This is a genomic window from Spirochaetota bacterium, from assembly GCA_017999915.1.
Taxonomy (GTDB): domain Bacteria; phylum Spirochaetota; class UBA4802; order UBA4802; family UBA5550; genus RBG-16-49-21.
In genome coordinates, this window is sequence record JAGNKX010000021.1 from 1 (window position 1) to 15,511 (window position 15,511).

At 53.5% G+C, this 15,511-nt stretch carries 15 protein-coding genes; 8 read left to right on the forward strand and 7 right to left on the reverse strand.

The genetic code is table 11. The annotated features are described in order from the left end of the window. Positions 1-204: 204 nt before the first annotated feature. Both KA369_22140 and KA369_22145 read right to left on the reverse strand, forming a co-directional pair. The gene (locus KA369_22140; protein MBP7738692.1) at positions 205-846 is read right to left on the reverse strand and encodes a phosphohydrolase; all 642 of its coding nucleotides are present in this window, start codon (positions 844-846) and stop codon (positions 205-207) included. Then, positions 843-1,268: an Rrf2 family transcriptional regulator gene (locus KA369_22145; GenBank protein ID MBP7738693.1), complete on the reverse strand. Its 426-nt coding sequence runs from the start codon at positions 1,266-1,268 to the stop codon at positions 843-845. The genes KA369_22140 and KA369_22145 overlap by 4 nt, the downstream gene beginning before the upstream one ends. A gap of 241 nt (positions 1,269-1,509) precedes the next feature. Here KA369_22145 and KA369_22150 point away from each other — a divergent pair, with 241 nt between their 5' ends. The 6 genes from KA369_22150 (at position 1,510) to KA369_22175 (ending at position 7,656) form a co-directional block, all read left to right on the forward strand. After that, on the forward strand, positions 1,510-3,261 hold the full coding sequence (locus KA369_22150; GenBank protein MBP7738694.1) for a hypothetical protein: 1,752 nt from the start codon (positions 1,510-1,512) through the stop codon (positions 3,259-3,261). 29 nt (positions 3,262-3,290) lie between these two features. Then, positions 3,291-3,830, forward strand: coding sequence for a GTP-binding protein (locus KA369_22155; protein ID MBP7738695.1), 540 nt, complete (start codon positions 3,291-3,293; stop codon positions 3,828-3,830). After that, positions 3,827-4,960, forward strand: coding sequence for an HD domain-containing protein (locus tag KA369_22160; GenBank protein ID MBP7738696.1), 1,134 nt, complete (start codon positions 3,827-3,829; stop codon positions 4,958-4,960). Before KA369_22155 ends, KA369_22160 begins: the two co-directional genes overlap by 4 nt. Positions 4,961-5,041: 81 nt before the next feature. Further along, positions 5,042-5,635 carry a flavodoxin family protein gene (locus KA369_22165; protein MBP7738697.1) on the forward strand — a complete coding sequence of 198 codons (594 nt, stop codon included), beginning with the start codon at positions 5,042-5,044 and terminating at the stop codon, positions 5,633-5,635. Next, on the forward strand, positions 5,632-6,546 hold the full coding sequence (locus KA369_22170) for a 2-dehydropantoate 2-reductase (GenBank protein MBP7738698.1): 915 nt from the start codon (positions 5,632-5,634) through the stop codon (positions 6,544-6,546). The genes KA369_22165 and KA369_22170 overlap by 4 nt, the downstream gene beginning before the upstream one ends. Before the next feature lie 156 nt (positions 6,547-6,702). Further along, complete coding sequence (locus KA369_22175; GenBank protein ID MBP7738699.1) at positions 6,703-7,656, forward strand: hypothetical protein; 954 nt, start codon at positions 6,703-6,705, stop codon at positions 7,654-7,656. A gap of 104 nt (positions 7,657-7,760) precedes the next feature. On the opposite strand, the gene KA369_22180 is transcribed toward KA369_22175, so the two are convergent. Continuing rightward, positions 7,761-8,204, reverse strand: coding sequence for a hypothetical protein (locus tag KA369_22180; GenBank protein MBP7738700.1), 444 nt, complete (start codon positions 8,202-8,204; stop codon positions 7,761-7,763). Positions 8,205-8,356: 152 nt separating this feature from the next. Here KA369_22180 and fdhD point away from each other — a divergent pair, with 152 nt between their 5' ends. Next, entirely contained in the window at positions 8,357-9,064 is a 708-nt protein-coding gene (gene fdhD, locus KA369_22185) for a formate dehydrogenase accessory sulfurtransferase FdhD (protein ID MBP7738701.1), read from the forward strand. 46 nt (positions 9,065-9,110) lie between these two features. Here fdhD and KA369_22190 read toward each other — a convergent pair whose 3' ends face one another. The 4 genes from KA369_22190 to fdnG form a co-directional block, all read right to left on the reverse strand. Beyond that, a complete protein-coding gene (locus tag KA369_22190) occupies positions 9,111-9,956 on the reverse strand; it encodes a formate dehydrogenase accessory protein FdhE (GenBank protein ID MBP7738702.1) in 846 nt (281 codons plus the stop codon). 24 nt (positions 9,957-9,980) lie between these two features. Continuing rightward, positions 9,981-10,556 (reverse strand): molybdenum cofactor guanylyltransferase, encoded by a 576-nt coding sequence (locus tag KA369_22195; protein ID MBP7738703.1) that lies wholly within the window; start codon positions 10,554-10,556, stop codon positions 9,981-9,983. A gap of 107 nt (positions 10,557-10,663) precedes the next feature. Continuing rightward, positions 10,664-11,467: a 4Fe-4S dicluster domain-containing protein gene (locus tag KA369_22200; protein MBP7738704.1), complete on the reverse strand. Its 804-nt coding sequence runs from the start codon at positions 11,465-11,467 to the stop codon at positions 10,664-10,666. A 3-nt stretch (positions 11,468-11,470) separates the two neighbouring features. Then, positions 11,471-14,449, reverse strand: coding sequence for a formate dehydrogenase-N subunit alpha (gene fdnG / locus KA369_22205; GenBank protein MBP7738705.1), 2,979 nt, complete (start codon positions 14,447-14,449; stop codon positions 11,471-11,473). Between the two features lie 444 nt (positions 14,450-14,893). Here fdnG and KA369_22210 point away from each other — a divergent pair, with 444 nt between their 5' ends. Continuing rightward, positions 14,894-15,499 (forward strand): peroxiredoxin, encoded by a 606-nt coding sequence (locus tag KA369_22210; protein ID MBP7738706.1) that lies wholly within the window; start codon positions 14,894-14,896, stop codon positions 15,497-15,499. The last annotated feature ends 12 nt before the right edge of the window (positions 15,500-15,511 follow it).

Consider the following 15,511-nt stretch of genomic DNA (forward strand, 5'->3'; position numbering starts at 1 on the left):
GCAGATAAATTTTAGTTTTTATAGGTTGGGCTATATTGATTTACACAAAAAGAGAGTTATTAGAACCTTGTTAAAAGTGTAACCTATGTGCCCAGTTTAAAATGTAACCCATGTGGCCGTTCCAACAACCCCCAGCCCCCTCTCCTTGGTCAGGAGAGGGGGAAATGCTGGATTTATAAAAGTGTGCGCAGAGGGCGTGCATTTTCAATTGCCACGCATCGAAGGGCCGCGGGATTCCATGACAATGCGGTATTCAGCTGTATCTATCGGCGTTCCCCGGTGAAAGGCCCGGATGATGGCGCAGGTATCTTCAATGTCGCCGCGGTCCGCTCCTGATAATCGCAGGATTTTTTCCGTTACCGGTAATGGCATATTTTCAGGGGATTCTGTCCGCCCATCGGCAAGGCCGTCGCTTCGATGATCGCCGTCGGCCATGAGAAGAAGAACGGCGGGAATGACAATACGGGGATTTGCCGGTGATGATTCCAGGAGAGAATTTGCCCGCCCGAGGGCTTCCATGGCTTCGAGGGCAACATCGCTGGAAGGGCCGAATTCTTTTAAAATCAATTCGACAAGAGAGTCGGCCATGGAGGATCCCGCGGTGATGGCGTCGGTCAAATTTTCCGTGGGGTCATAGCCGAGGCACTCCTTTGCGTGACCGCACCACCGGGCGCATCCCATGGAGAGGCGGGGATTCTGCACGGTGGCGCCGCATTTATTGCAGCGTCGCCGCGCGTCGTCCTTGAAAAACTCAACGTCGTTCCCGCACGAAGAGCACCGGACATTGAAAATGTCACCGGGACGCCAGTAGCGAGTGTCCTGGCCGGGGCACATGGTTTTGTTCATCTGGGGGCCTCCACTCTGTAGGCTTCGGAAATATCGGAAATATATGTGGATTTCAGGTGCTTCCTGAAAATATCCCACATCGTTCCCATCGAATCGCCCAGTATGCAGCGCTTTTTGTTGCAGGTCTTTTTACGCATCAGGCAGGCCCTTTCTTTCAGAGGACCCTCAATGGCCTCGTACACGTCAAGAAGGGTGATGGCACCGCTCTTTTTTGCGAGAGTGAATCCTCCCCGGGGGCCGCGGGTCGACCTGACAAGGCCGCACCGGGCCAGGCGCTGTAGCACCTTGGCCAGGTGGTGTTCCGATACGCCAAGGCGCCCGGCAACGTCCTTTGCGCTGGAGAGGCCGTCCCTGGAAGCCATGACGGCCATGGAGTGCATCGCCAGCGAGACCGCGTCAGAAATGAGAATGCCCTGTGACATGATCTGATTCCTTAAAATGGTATTTCGGTACAATAATACCTAATAAAAGCGGATATGTCAATCGAAAAATTAATGCGGAGATCAAGCCGGTGACTCATGTCGTCACCATGTCATTGCCGGAGGCAACGGGAGGTATGGCATGAAAAAATTCAAATTCGCGCTTGACATTGATTGAAGACGGTATTTTAAAAAAGAGAGCGTCAATGACCATTTTAATCGGAAGCAATCAGCCAGGTATGGTATGCAGGAAAAAACAGACAAACAAGCTCTTTCCGGTTTCAGCCTCATACGCAAGGTCAGTGCTATCGATAACCCGATTCTCCGTCATTTTATAAAAAAGCATAAACTGGACGATCGTGACTCGCTGCTCCTTGGGGTCCTCCTGGACCTGACCGACCAGATGAAGACACCCATCAAGACCACCTATCGCGCTATTGCGGACACGACTGAACTCACGACCATGCAGGTCTATCGCAGTATCGGATCCCTCCATCGGAACCGGATCATAGAGTATAAACCGAGCGGCGATTATGTCCACATATCATTCAGGGATATCGATGAATCGATCGAGGAGATTACTCTCGCCTATGAGAACGCGAAAAAGATAAAAAAGATAGAGGAGTATCTCGCCTTTATCCGCGCGCAGAAATATGTTCCTTCGGCCGAACTATACGACCTCATGTATCCTCTTGTCGGAAGGCTTGTGATGGCCAAAGTGGCGGAAGCCTTTCGTTCGCTGGTCAATTATATCAATGCCCGCCTCGAATCTTCGTTCAGCATCGCCATGTGGAAATACCGGATCACGAGCTTTCGAACGGGCATACCGCTGGCGGAAATCGTATTGAGAGAGTCGCTCCCGTATTATATCGACGAGATATTCCTTCTTCAGAAAAGGTCGTCGATCCTGCTGGGGCACGTGTCGCGTGACGACGAAAGATCGGTCGACAAGGATCTCGTGGGCGGGATGCTGGGCGCCATCAATGATTTTATCAAAACATCTTTTAAAAAGTCGAAGTCAGGCGTCGGAGAGATCCAATTCGATGAATACCGGATCATGATTTTCGAAAGCATGTATTTTTATGCGGCAGTGGTCCTGTACGGCTCGCCGGACATGGATTTCCTCCATAGGGTCGACGCCGTCCTGAACGGGATTCATCAAGCGTACTCGCGCCGCTTGAAAAATTTCGACGGCGACATGGCGAAGCTTCAAGGCATCGACGCCCAGCTGCGCGACCTTGTCGACGCGACCAATACCTCCGGGGGTTCCGGGGAGAAGGCGTCGCTTGCCAGGGTGAAGGCCGCCGGTGCCCTGCTCGCGATGTTCGCCGTGGCCGGCGTCGTCTGGCTGGGCTACACGTCATATAGGGACCGGCGGCTCGAGGGGAGGATCTCACATCGAGTCAACCAGGCGCTGCCTCCCTACTCCCATGATGTCGACATCGATGTCAGCGGCGATACCGCCTCGGTCACCGGCACGGTCAGTTCGCGGCAGGCGGGGGACGCTATTTCCAGGGAAATACGTGCTTTTAAGGAGATCAGCCAGGTGCGCAACAGGACAGTGACGGCCGATTTCCGTTCCGTGGAGGCGTATAAAAAGGACCTCGATGAAATGCGGTCACGCCTTGAGTCCTTCCAGCTGGTCGCGGCACGGCAGGAGCTTGAGAAGATAGTCGTTCAGTTTCCCGCAGGCGTGTCCGCCATGGACAATCCGCAAACGCTCCAGGTCAGGCGGGCCTATGAGATTTTAAAGCAATATCCGCGCGTCCATGCGGATATTGTCGCCTTCAATGATCCCGCAGGCGGGTACGATGTCAACAAGGCTCTTGCGGAGAAGCGGATGAGATCGGTGCGCGATTCCCTGGCGGCCATGGGTATCGCCGGGGAACGGCTTCACCTGGTTGATTTTGATCCGGACATCCTTACCTCCGATTCGCGTTATACCGAATTCAGCGATCGCAGGGGGATCATGATGTTCGCACGGTATCCTGATTGATGAACGGTTATCTGGAGGGAGAGGGAAAAATGAGCACGGTTGAATTCAAGTTTAAAATCGTCATGCTGGGGGACTTTGCCGTCGGGAAGACCAGCCTCGTCAAGCGGTTCGTTTATAATGTTTTCGACGATATGTACCTGACCACGATAGGAGTGCGGGTGATGAAAAAGGAGGTCGTCATCAACGACAGGGGCCAGATTCAAATTACCCTGCTTCTCTGGGATATCGGGGGTCATCAGGATTTTCAGGAGGTCACACCCCAGTATCTTCAGGGCGCAAGCGGCGCCATTATCGTCGCGGATCAAACGCGCATACAGACGATGGAAAAAATTGAAAGCCACATCGGGCAGTTCAGGGCGGAAAATCCCGGCGGCGCCATTGCCATTGCCTTCAACAAGAACGACCTGCGCCTGGAGACGGATAATCCTGACGGGGCGGAGCGACAGATCGCATTGAACCGGGAACGCCATGGCGATGCGGTATTCAGGACCAGCGCCAGAGACGGTGAAAATGTCCAGGATCTCTTTATATACCTTGCCGGAACGGTCTTGGGCGGGTTGCGCCGATGAAGGATGAACGGCTCAGCTTTTTAGTCGTCCGCTTCGGTATCTATTACGGAACAGTGGATAAGAAGCTTCGGGTGCGTTTCAGTGACGACGGCGTATTCGCGTTTCTCGGGGAAGAACCGGTAAACATGTGGATGATTCTCTCCGATTTTCTCCCTGAAACGGTGGGAATGGAAAAGGAAATAATGCGCATTATCAGCGGGGAGAAGGATGAGTGCAGCATTCTGAGCGTGAACAGGCAAACCGGCAACGAAATATTCTTCAACATCTATTTTCTGCGCGATCACCGTGAACCTGACAATTGCATCGTTGTGATCAAGGACCTCACCAATGAGCTACTCTATCGACAGGCCATTCAGCAGAAAAAAAACGAGATCGAGCTCCTGCACCAGATTCTGATGAAAAAGAACGCTGACCTGGACATGGCAAACCAGGAGCTGATGAAAAGCCACGATGAGCAATTCCGTCTGAACCAGAGCCTGGAGATAAAGGTTCACGAACGAACGCACCAGCTGGAGGAAAGCACCATGCTTGCCCGGAGGCTCTTCAGCCAGACCGTCAACGCGCTGATGCTTGCCCTAGAAAAGCGCGACACCTATACCGTGGGCCATCAGCAGCGGGTCTCGGAGCTTGCCTGCGCTATAGCCAGGGAAATGAGGCTGGATGAATTCATCGTCGAGGGAATAATCGTGGCCGGAAATCTCCATGATATCGGCAAGATCTATGTTCCCAGCGAGTTCCTGACTAAGCCCGGCGATCTTTCCGAGGAGGAGTTCGGCGTGATGAAGGCCCATCCGAAAATCGGGTTCGATATCCTGAGCGGAATCGAGTTCCCCTGGCCCGTGGCGGCCATCATCCTGCAGCATCACGAGCGCCTTGACGGGAGCGGGTACCCTTACGGTCTGACGGAGAAGGATATCCTTCTCGAGGCCAAGATTTTAAGCGTCGCGGACGTGGTTGAGGCAATGGCGACGATGAGACCCTACCGTATCGCCCCCGGCCTTGAGCTGGCCCTGGAGGAGGTCAAACGGTACAGCGGCATACGCTATGACAGCACGGTGGCGGAAACCTGCATCGGCCTGTTTGCCTCCCAAAAATTTGCGTGGAGCCATCTCGCCGGTCACCTCCGGTAAAAAATTCAGTAATGGCGGCACCGGAAAATATGCCGTGAATATTTCAGCAATTTTCGACGGAAGGCCGCAATCGGGAAAAATATGAAAGTACTTGGCATATACGGAAGTCCCCGGAAGGAGGGGAACAGCGATATCATCCTTGACCGGGCCCTGGAAGGAGCGGCGGCGGCCGGCGCCGAGGTCGTACGGATCTATGTGAGGGATATGAAGTTTTCCGGGTGCATTGAATGCGGCGGCTGCGACGAAACGGGCCGCTGCGTCGTCATGGATGACATGCAGGGCGCCTATGAAATCCTCCTGGACGCCCGCGTCATTTTCCTGGCGTCGCCGGTATTTTTCTGCGGCCTGACCGCCCAGGCGAAGGCCTTCATCGACCGCTGCCAGGCCCTCTGGAACAGGCGGAGGATCGCCACCACACCGGAGGAGCGGAGGCGCCATGCCGGAGGGACCGGGTATCTCCTCATGGCAGGGGCCGCGTCGGGTCTTTACCTGTTCACCGGCGCCGAGTTTACCGCGAAATATTTTTTCGACGCCCTGGACAAGTCCTACGGCGGCGGCGTGTTCATCAAGGCGGAGCACCGGGGCGATGCCGCGGGTAACGCCGCTGACTTGAAGCGGGCCTTTGCATGCGGAGCTGATGCAGTCAGCCTGGAAAGGGAGGGACGGGGAGAATGAAAATCGCCATAGTCGGTCCCGGGGCCGTGGGGCTCCTCCTTGCCGGATATCTCCAGAAGAGCGGCGCCGCGGTGACCCTGGTGGATGAGCTGGCTGAACGGGCGGTCCTTCTGAACAGGGATGGGATCCGCTGGGAGGGAGCTGAATTGGATTTCAGATTTTCCGTGCCGGTGACCCTGGGCCTGAAGGACCCGCGGGGCACCGACCTGGTCATACTCTGCGTCAAGGCCTATCATACCGATGGCGCAGCCCGCCAGCTCCGTGAGTCTGGGTATCGCGGGCCGGTGATGACCCTGCAGAACGGTGTCGGCAATATCGAAATGATCATGGCCAATTGCCCCGGCAATGCCGTGATAGCCGGAGTCACATCGGAAGGGGCGAACCTGGCGGCCGAGAATCACGTTCGCCATGCCGGCAAAGGTAAAACCCTTTTCGGGACGGTCATGGAGGGGCGGCCCGACGGCGGCTTCATGGAGGAATTGGTTGCGACCATGAGAAAGGGAGGTCTTGACGCGGAGCTGTCGGCGGATCCGCAGTCACTGGTGTGGGGAAAGGTGCTGGTGAACGCCGGCATAAACGCCCTTACGGCGATCTTCCGGGTGAGGAACGGCCGGCTTCTCGAGATCGAGCCGGCCCGGGCCCTCATGAAGGACCTGGTTCTGGAAGGAAAAGAGGTCATCCTGCGAAAGGGGCTTAGGCTGATCGACGCGGACCCGGTGGCCCGGGTCGAGGAGGTGTGCCGTCGGACCGCCGAGAATTATTCATCCATGTACATGGATATTAAGAATGGCCGGAGGACGGAGATTGATTTTATCAACGGCGCCATTGTCCGGGAAGGGGCGGCGCTGAATATGCCGTGCCCCTATAACGATGCCGTTGTGAAGATAGTGAAAGGGCTGGAGAGCTCCTGATAAAAAAATTGATCACTCGTCAAAAAAAAGTTGCATTAAAGGGTAAGGGTGTGGATATACACAATATAACACATTTACATGTTAATGCTCACAATCATTGGGCTCGCCAGTGATTACGGGATGATTAAAATTATTATTAATTTGTTGAGGGTTTATATGAAAAAAATATCTACAACGGTAGTTGTCTTCATCGCCGCCGCTCTGATGGTGACGGGCTGTGAAAAGAAGAAAGATGATGACAAGGGATTACTCCTGGGCATGGCATATCTTGCGGCTAACGCGTTGCCGCCTACTCAGTATTCAGGCAGCGAACAAAACGTTGCCAGCGCCAGCAGCGCGCTTTTTGCCACATCTGCGGCAATGTCTCAAGTCAGAATTGAGGCAAATCCGGGGACCGGCATGATGCAAAGCGTATTCGGTGATGTGGACCCGAGCGCAAAAGATGGCCTTAAAAAATCCATACTTGATGCAGTGAATGCAAATGCAATCGAAAAAATGAAATATGTCAATACATCGTGCAGTGGCACTAATCAGATAAAATTTGATTTAACCCCTGCTGATGCTATTATTGGCACCAATTATACGATAACACCTGAAGTGCATGTTTCCGGAAGTTTTACCTGTAATAGTGCTGCAACTTCAGGCTCTTACAATGTGGCGATAACAATAATCGGAAAAGTTACGGCGACTTTTAACAATACTGTTCAAGTATTTGACATTGTAAATTATCAAAATACAACACCACACAAAATTAATTTTAAAGAAGTCTCCGTTAATGGCACTGTAACTATTTCTGATGTTAATGTCACAACCAATGTGTCATTTAACTATTCAGCCCTTCCACTTCCCAGTTTAGCACTCGTGGTAAATAATCTCAGCGGGGTAGCCATAGCAAGTGATTTGCAAATCGATGGGGGTACAGCTGTAGCGCTTAACCTGAATGTGGCTGAAAAATTTAATTTCAATTTATCTCTCCTTGGCATATCAGGATCAGCGTCGGCGATTGTTGATGGAACTGTTAATAGCGAAGAAGTTTACATGAGCTACGGTTTTAGCGGTGATAATATATTCCAATTTAATTTACCGGCCCAGATCGGATATGCGCGATGATGTAACCAAAGTTTTGTATGTCTGTTTAATTGCCCGGTGTTAAGGGATATCTGAATTATTTCATTAAAGAGAGGCTGTCCCATATTACGGGATGGCCCCTTTGCTTAGTCAAAAGTGATGAATTTGGTTATGTCCGGCGGGTATCCCCAGATGAGTTTCCAGCAGACTATGTTGTCAATGACCATTTTAGCCAAAACGTAATTCTTAAATAGATAGTTATCGGTAATATTTTTATTCATTATTCTTTTCAGATATTTTTTAACTGCATAGGCTAGAATTAAAGAAACAGACATCTTCAGCAGCTTCCTCAGGTCCAGGAAATACTCATAGTCATCCTCCCGTAAGCTTACATGGAACGTGCGCCACTCGCAGGGCATGCTTTTTTCCTGATATTGCACCAGCTTCCCAAGGCGGGAAGGATTGGCGATATCATCCATTACCTTTTTTAATAAAGTAACAATCAAATCAGAGCGCGAGATTCCTCTGGCCTTAGCCGCAGAATTGATCAGCCTGAAAATATCGACATGAATATTGAGTGTGGTTTCCATGGATTTTCTCTTGTCAATAAAAGATAGTATCAATATATTGTACGAATAGTAGTGAAAATCGTTAAAAAAAAATCTGGATGCTGAGAATGCTGCCTCCTACCGTAACAATAAAAACACATCGGTATTCACCGGCAGGGGTGGAGCCTGTTGATTTGCTGATAAGCTCGGAGTATCATATTACCTTGCTGCTGAACGGCAGGCCCTGCCTTTCCGTGGCGTGTTCCGGTTCTGACCTGGAAATGCTGGCAGTGGGACACATGATCACCGAGGGGATCATCCTCTCAAAGGATGAAATCAAAGCAATACAGGTTGATGAGGAACGGAAAACGGTTAATGTGCTCCTCGTGGATAATGCCGATGTGTTCGGGCGCCTGATAAAAATACGAACCCTTGTGTCGGGATGCGCCGGATCGGGATCTGAATCGTCTGAAGATGTTCCCGTAAGACGGGATCTTCCGCGGGTCAATCCTGCGGTCATTACCTCCGCGATGCATGAGTTTTTGGGGCTATCGGAAATTCACAGCAAGACCCATGGCGTTCACAGCGCGGCGCTCTATGCCGTTGACGGGACGCGTGTCGTGTTTTTTGATGAGATCGGGAGGCACAATGCCGTTGACAAGGTGATCGGATTCGCCATGACCCATGGAGTTTCCCTGGACCGCATGATGCTCTTCAGCACCGGGCGGATAGCGACCGAGATCGCGTTAAAGGCGGCCAGGGCCGGCATACCCGTCCTCGTGACGCGGGCGTCCCCTACCAGCATGGCGGTGGATTTTGTCCGAAAAAAAAATATCATCCTCATTACCGGCGTGCGCAAGGATGCCTTCTATGTTCACAATGGCGCCGAATACGTGGGATGATCGCAGCGCGCGCAAACCCTGGGGCTCCGCTCCGGGGTATTTTATATCAGGGCTTATGGTATCCTTCTTTGAGGGCGGCGCTGTCAAGGCTTGCGGTAAGGATATTTTCCACGGTTAGGTCGCATCCCTCGATATCCTCGAATTTTTCCAGGCAAACCGTTTTCATGAAGCCCTTGCAGGTGGCGCACAGGTCAAGACGATGGCGGGAATCGTTCTCGGCGGAAAGGTATTCGAGCATGGCGGCATCCTCGGTGCCGCAGACGGCGCAGGCTATCCTCTTGTAGGCCCACCGGTTCTCGCACAGTGAGCAGTGAAGGAACCTCTTCCCCTCCGAGCCGGGGACTATTGCGGCCATGTCGGGCTGATTGCCGCAGAAAGGACAGTATGGCGAGTCAAGCGTATCGGGATTCAAAATATCACTCTTCTCTCTCAGGCTGATAAAAAACGGCTTCAGCCAGTTAATTAGCACGAATATCGTTCCGTCGGGACTGATCTTATGGGTGATGGCGAACTGGTTAAGCCGATCGGCATCCATATCGAGGACCGCGTCAAGGATCCGGCTCAGTGTGCCGGGATCTGACGCAACAGCCTGATGAAGGGGCTCGAGATGGAGTCCCGGATTGCGGGTCTCTACGATTTCGATGATCGGCGCCAGACCGGGTAGAAGAAGGTCGGCCAGTGCGGTTCCGTCCACTTTTGCTTTTCCATTTTTCGAAACGGGCAAATCCGTTTCAATGATCTTAGGGAGGCGGGGGTCGTTTATGATGCGATCGAACTGCTTCCGATGGTATGAAAACAGGTCCTGGTAAAAGCTGATCATGTCGTCGGTCAATACGCCGCCGGCCTGGATCGTTTTATTCTTGTCATTTAAATAAGCGATGTGATCTTCCATGTCGAAACTCCCGATTTGCAATGGTCATTGCTCCGCGTCAATTCGATAATTGATATTTCTGAAGACTGCCTCAGGGTCTGCATATGCCCGAATTTCATCAGCCGTTACCTGCCTGACGGTTACTTGATCGAAAAATCTGAAAATCTGGCGTTTGCCCTCCTGTATGAGTGTCTCCATCGGGGCAATGCATGACTTTGAATATATCGCGTGGAGCGGTTCGTAAAATCCGCCTATAAAAGGTATTACTACATCAACGTTTTCGGAAAGTTCAATCATGTGCCGTATCAGTCCGGTGTTAAGGCCCGGCATGTCGCAGGCGAATATGAAAATCCGTCCGGTATCGGCTACCCGGAGCGCCGTATATAATCCACCGAGGGGACCGATGCCGGGTACAATGTCCCGATGGGAAGGGAGGCCGAGGTAATCGAATTTTTCCGCGTCGTCGCCGATGATGGCGATACGATTGAAAACCGGCCGTATTGCCTCAATCACGTGCTCGATGAGGGGTTTGCCGTGGTATAAGAAAACGGCCTTATCCTCGCCGAACCTGCTGCTTTTGCCGCCGGCAATGATGAAGGCTGATATGTCATTGGAATGCATTGGCATGATACTTCTACGAAAAGATCGTGTTCACGCTGGAACAGAAAATAAACCCCGCGGAAGGATGTTCCATTCCGCAGGGTTTCCGTGTCAAATTAAATATAGGATTATCCCACCATCTTTTTGGCCATCTTATAGGCCATGCGCTTCAGCGTGGGAACACCCATGGAGAAGAGCGCCAGGGCGCGGTAGGTGTCCTTGATCGCTTCCGCCTTGTGAATGTCGATTGCCTTCGGATGGAGCGGCAGTCCGTATTTGTCGGGGCTGTCCTTCAGGATCGTGATGACCCGCAGCCCGCCGAACTGCTCGTCGCCGTAAAGGCTTGCCCGGGGAAACTCGGTCGAAACCTGTTTCAGCCGTGTCCGCGCCTTGCGCATCAGGGCCGCCCGCTCCCCGAAGGTAAGGGCGCCGGTGGGGCAATGATACGCGCAGGCGGGCACGTCCCGCTTGTTCACCGTGCAGGCGTGGCACTTGTACGACTTGTCCCTGATGAGGGGCTGTTCCGACCCGTACTTGTGCATGTTTTCGTCAAGGACATGGGGAACCTTGTAGATGCATTCGTTCACGCAGGCCCCGCAGCCGATGCATTTTGACTGGTCGATGACCGTCCACCCGTCGAGCTTGCTTATCGCGTGCTCTGGGCAAATGCGCAGGCAGTTGGCCTCCTCGCAGTGATAGCACTTCTTGTGCATGATCGTCCAGACCGGCTTTTCCGGGTTTGAACGATCGATGGGGAAGAACTTCACGTGGTTGAAGGTTATCGCCGTAAGCTCGGCCGGGTTGGTGTATTCCGGCCCGGCGAAGAAGGTGGTCTTCTCGCCGGGAAGGTTGTTCCACTGCTTGCACGCCACCTGGCATGACCGGCACCCGGAGCACTTGGTTGTATCCACTAAAAACGCTTTTCCTGACATGGTTTATGCCTCCTTCCTGATGTCCACCAGGAACGCCTTGAATTCAGGGATCATGGTGTTGGCGTCCCCGATCGAGGGGGTGAGCTGGTTGCAAGCGTCGCCGGTGGCGGCGCATCCCGGGCCGAAATGCCAGATCATGCCTACCATCTCGACCATCCTTCCATTGACGTTAAGGGGCTGGACGCGTTCGGTCACCAGTGCGTAGGCGGTGATCCTGCCCCTGGCGTTGAAGATGCTTACCTTGTCGCCGTGCTTGATCCCCTTGGCTGCCGCCAGGGTGGGGCTTATTTCGCAGAACATGTCGGGAACGAGCTCCGTGAGCCAGGGCAGGTTACGCGTCATGGCGCCGGCCTGCCAGTGCTCGACCACCCGGTATGATGTTCCGATGTAGGGATACTGGCCGGGATTGCCGAATTGACCGGCGACCTCGCCTATAATGACCGAGGCCGGATTGACCTTCTGGCTGTTCATCATGTTCGGTATCGGCGTCTCCATCGGCTCATAATGCTCGGTGAAGGGACCGTCGGTGAGAGCCTTGCCGGGAGAGAAGAGGCGTCCCATGCCCTCGTTGTTCATGATGAAGGGGTTCTTGGCTTCGGGGCCGAATTTCGGGCCGCCGTCCGGGATATCGCCCTTCCATTTGCTGCCGGTCCACTTTACGACCCAGCGGTTCGGGTCCCACGGCTCGCCCTTGCGGTTGACCGCCGCCCTGTTGTAAATGATGCGCCGGTTCAGGGGCCAGCACCAGGACCATTCAGGGAACATGCCTATCTTGTTGGAGGCGTCGCTCGTTCCGCGGCGCGCCATCAGGTTCTTGCTTGAGCCCGGGTAGCTGCCGCAGTAGATCCAGCATCCGCAGGCGGTGGATCCGTCGTCCTTGAGGTCCATGAAGGTTTTCATCTGGTCCTTGTCGGGCCAGGTGTAGCCGTTGATCTCCTTCGCGACCAGGTGCGGCGATGCTTCGTGCTCGCCTTCCTCAACGTAATTCCAGTTCGATTTAAGTATCGGATCGGGAAACTTGCCCCCTTCTTTTTTGTAAAGGTTTCTGATTTCCTTGAACAAAAGGTCGACGATGTCCAGGTCGGATTTAGATTTGCCAACCGGGTGCACCGCCTTGTAGCGCCACTGGGCCCACCGCCCGGAATTGGAAATGCTTCCTTCCTTTTCCACGGAGGATGCCGCCGGAAGGAGGAATACCTCTGTCTTGATCTGGGCCGGATTCACTCCCGGACGCTTCCAGAACACCGACGAATCCGTTTCCCACAGGTCTACCGCGACGAGCCAGTCGAGCTTGTCCATGGCCTGGGCGTTCCGGTTCGCGTTGGGACCGCCCACGACCGGGTTGGTTCCCATGTAGAAGGCGCCCTTGATGATGCCTTTCAGCATGTCCTCGAAAAGGATTATGTAGGGGGACGGCTTGCCAAACTTCGGCAGCCAGTTATAGCAGAAGTCGTTTTTCTTCGTTGCCGCGTCGCCGTACCAGGCTTTCAGCATGCTCACCAGGTACTTGGGCCTGTTAGACCACCAGTTGATGCTCATCGGGTCATTGCTCTGGGGCGTCGTCTTGTTGTACGCTTCCAGGGTGGGGTGGTCCTTGGCGCTGGGGCACGGCATGTAGCCCGGTATTATATGGAAAAGGAGGGCGTGATCCGTCGATCCCTGGACATTGGATTCGCCGCGGAGGGCGTTGATGCCGCCGCCGGCGAGACCCATGTTGCCCATGAGAAGCTGGAGGATTGCCAGCGCCCGCACGTTCTGGGTGCCCACCGTGTGCTGGGTGATGCCCATGGCATACATGAAGTTCGCCACCTTGTCCGGTTTGTGGGTTGACGTGAACAGCTCGGCGACCTTGAGGAATGTATCCTTCGGGCATCCGGTGATTGCCGCCACTTTCTCCGGCGTGTAGCGCTCGTAATGCTTCTTCATGAGCTGGTATACGCACTGGGGATTCTTGAGCGACTTGTCCCTTTTGGGTATCTTCTTGTCATCCGCCTGGTAGGTCCAGGTCTTGCGGTCGCCGTAATTGCGCTTGCCCGCGTCATATCCTGAAAAGAGGCCGTCGTTGAACTTGTAGTCGGGGTTCACCAGGTATGACGCGTTGGTGTATTCCACCACGTATTCCTTCTGAATCCTGTTTGTCTCAAGGGCGTAATTGATTATGCCGTTGAGAAAGGCCAGGTCCGTACCGGACCGAATGGGCGCGTACAGCGTCGCGAGGGAGGCCGATTTGGTGTAGCGGGGATCCACAACGATGAGCTTGGTCCCGCGCTCCTCCATCCCCTTTACGATCCAGCGGAATGAAATGGGATGGTTTTCGGCAGCGTTACTGCCTATCATGAAAACAACGTCAGAGTTCTTAATATCAATCCAGTGATTCGTCATGGCACCCCGGCCGAATGATGCCGCCAGACCGGCGACAGTTGCGGAGTGTCAAATACGGGCCTGATGTTCTAGATAGGTGACGCCCATGGTCCTCATGAATTTCGAGAGGACGTAGCATTCCTCGTTGTCGAGGGCGGCGCCGCCGAGGCTCGCGATGCCCGGCGTACGGTTCACGATAACATCGCCGTCCTTTTCCTGGAACGTGGCGTCGCGCGTTTCCTTGACGCGGCGGGCAATTTTCTTGATGGCGTCTTCCCATGATATTTCTTCCCACTCGGTGCCGTAGGGCTTACGGTACTGCACCTTGGCGAGACGACGCTCGTTCACGCCCACCTGGAACAGGGCGCTTCCCTTGGAGCAGAGGCTTCCCTGGTTGATGGGATGATCTGGATCGCCTTCGATGTTCACGATCTTACCGCCCTTGGTCGAGACGATAAGGCCGCACCCAACGCCGCAGTACGGGCAAATGGTGGTCGATTCTTTCGTGCCGCTCAGTTTATCTGCTGATTTACAGCCGCTCAGGAACGCAGTGCCGCCGATAAAGGCGCCGGCAGCGGTCATTCCCGAGAGTTTAAGAAAATCCCTACGGGATAAAGGCATAGGATACCTCCTTGGAATATGTGCGCAAAATTAATTGCATTGTTATGCGACAATTATTCTTCATTATTATGAGTATTTTTTTCTGTGTGTTTTATTGCAACATGTTTTTATTAACATGTTGCGGGATGGATGTATAAATTTAAAAAAAATTTCTTTAAGGATGAAGTGGATTTTATTATGATAACAAAAAATAACAAAATCTTACTAAATATGATTATTGTAAAAAATTGATTTAGCTTAATGACAGATGAAAAAATATTCGCAGGTGCTTGACAACAACCGGCTGAGATGAGATATATCAGGCAACCATCCCGATAAATTTATGATTGATACCGGTGATGACGAATTATAATCGCCCTGTCCATTGTGCCGATTATCGAATATAGTGAGAGGTGGCATCCCATGAGCAAAACTTTCCCCGTAATGGTCCTCGCCGCGGCACTGATGCTCTCGTGCGCAAAGGAAGCTGAGCCGGGCCGGTCCCATCGGGAACGGGAGGAGCGCGGGCCGGTTTCACTCATAAACCGCCGCGCGCCCGTCTTTTCTCTCGACGCGTTTCAGGGCGGTGTCATAAAAAAAATCAGCCTCGGGGATTTCCGTGGGAAATGGCTGGTCCTGTATTTTTATCCGGCCGACTTCACCTTCGTATGTCCCACTGAGCTGAAGGAGCTGGCTGACTTCTACCCTGAGTTTAAAAAGCTGGGTGCTGAGATAGCCGGCGTAAGCACCGACTCGGTCTATGTCCACAGGGCATGGCACGGTCAGAATGAGCTGGTGAAGGCTGTAACCTATCCGATGCTTTCCGACCGCAACGGCCGGCTGAGCAGGGCCTTCGGCGTCTACAATGAGGACGCCGGCACGGCCTACCGGGCCAGCTTCGTCATCAATCCCGACGGCGTCATCGTGGCATGCGAGATCCATGACGACGCTATCGGCAGGAGCGCCGAGGAGCTGCTCCGCAAGGTGTCGGCCGCGGTTACGGTCGGGAAAGGCGGCGGTTATTGCCCGGCGGGATGGAAACAGGGCGAAGCGCTTATCAAGCCGCAATAATTCCGTACGGGG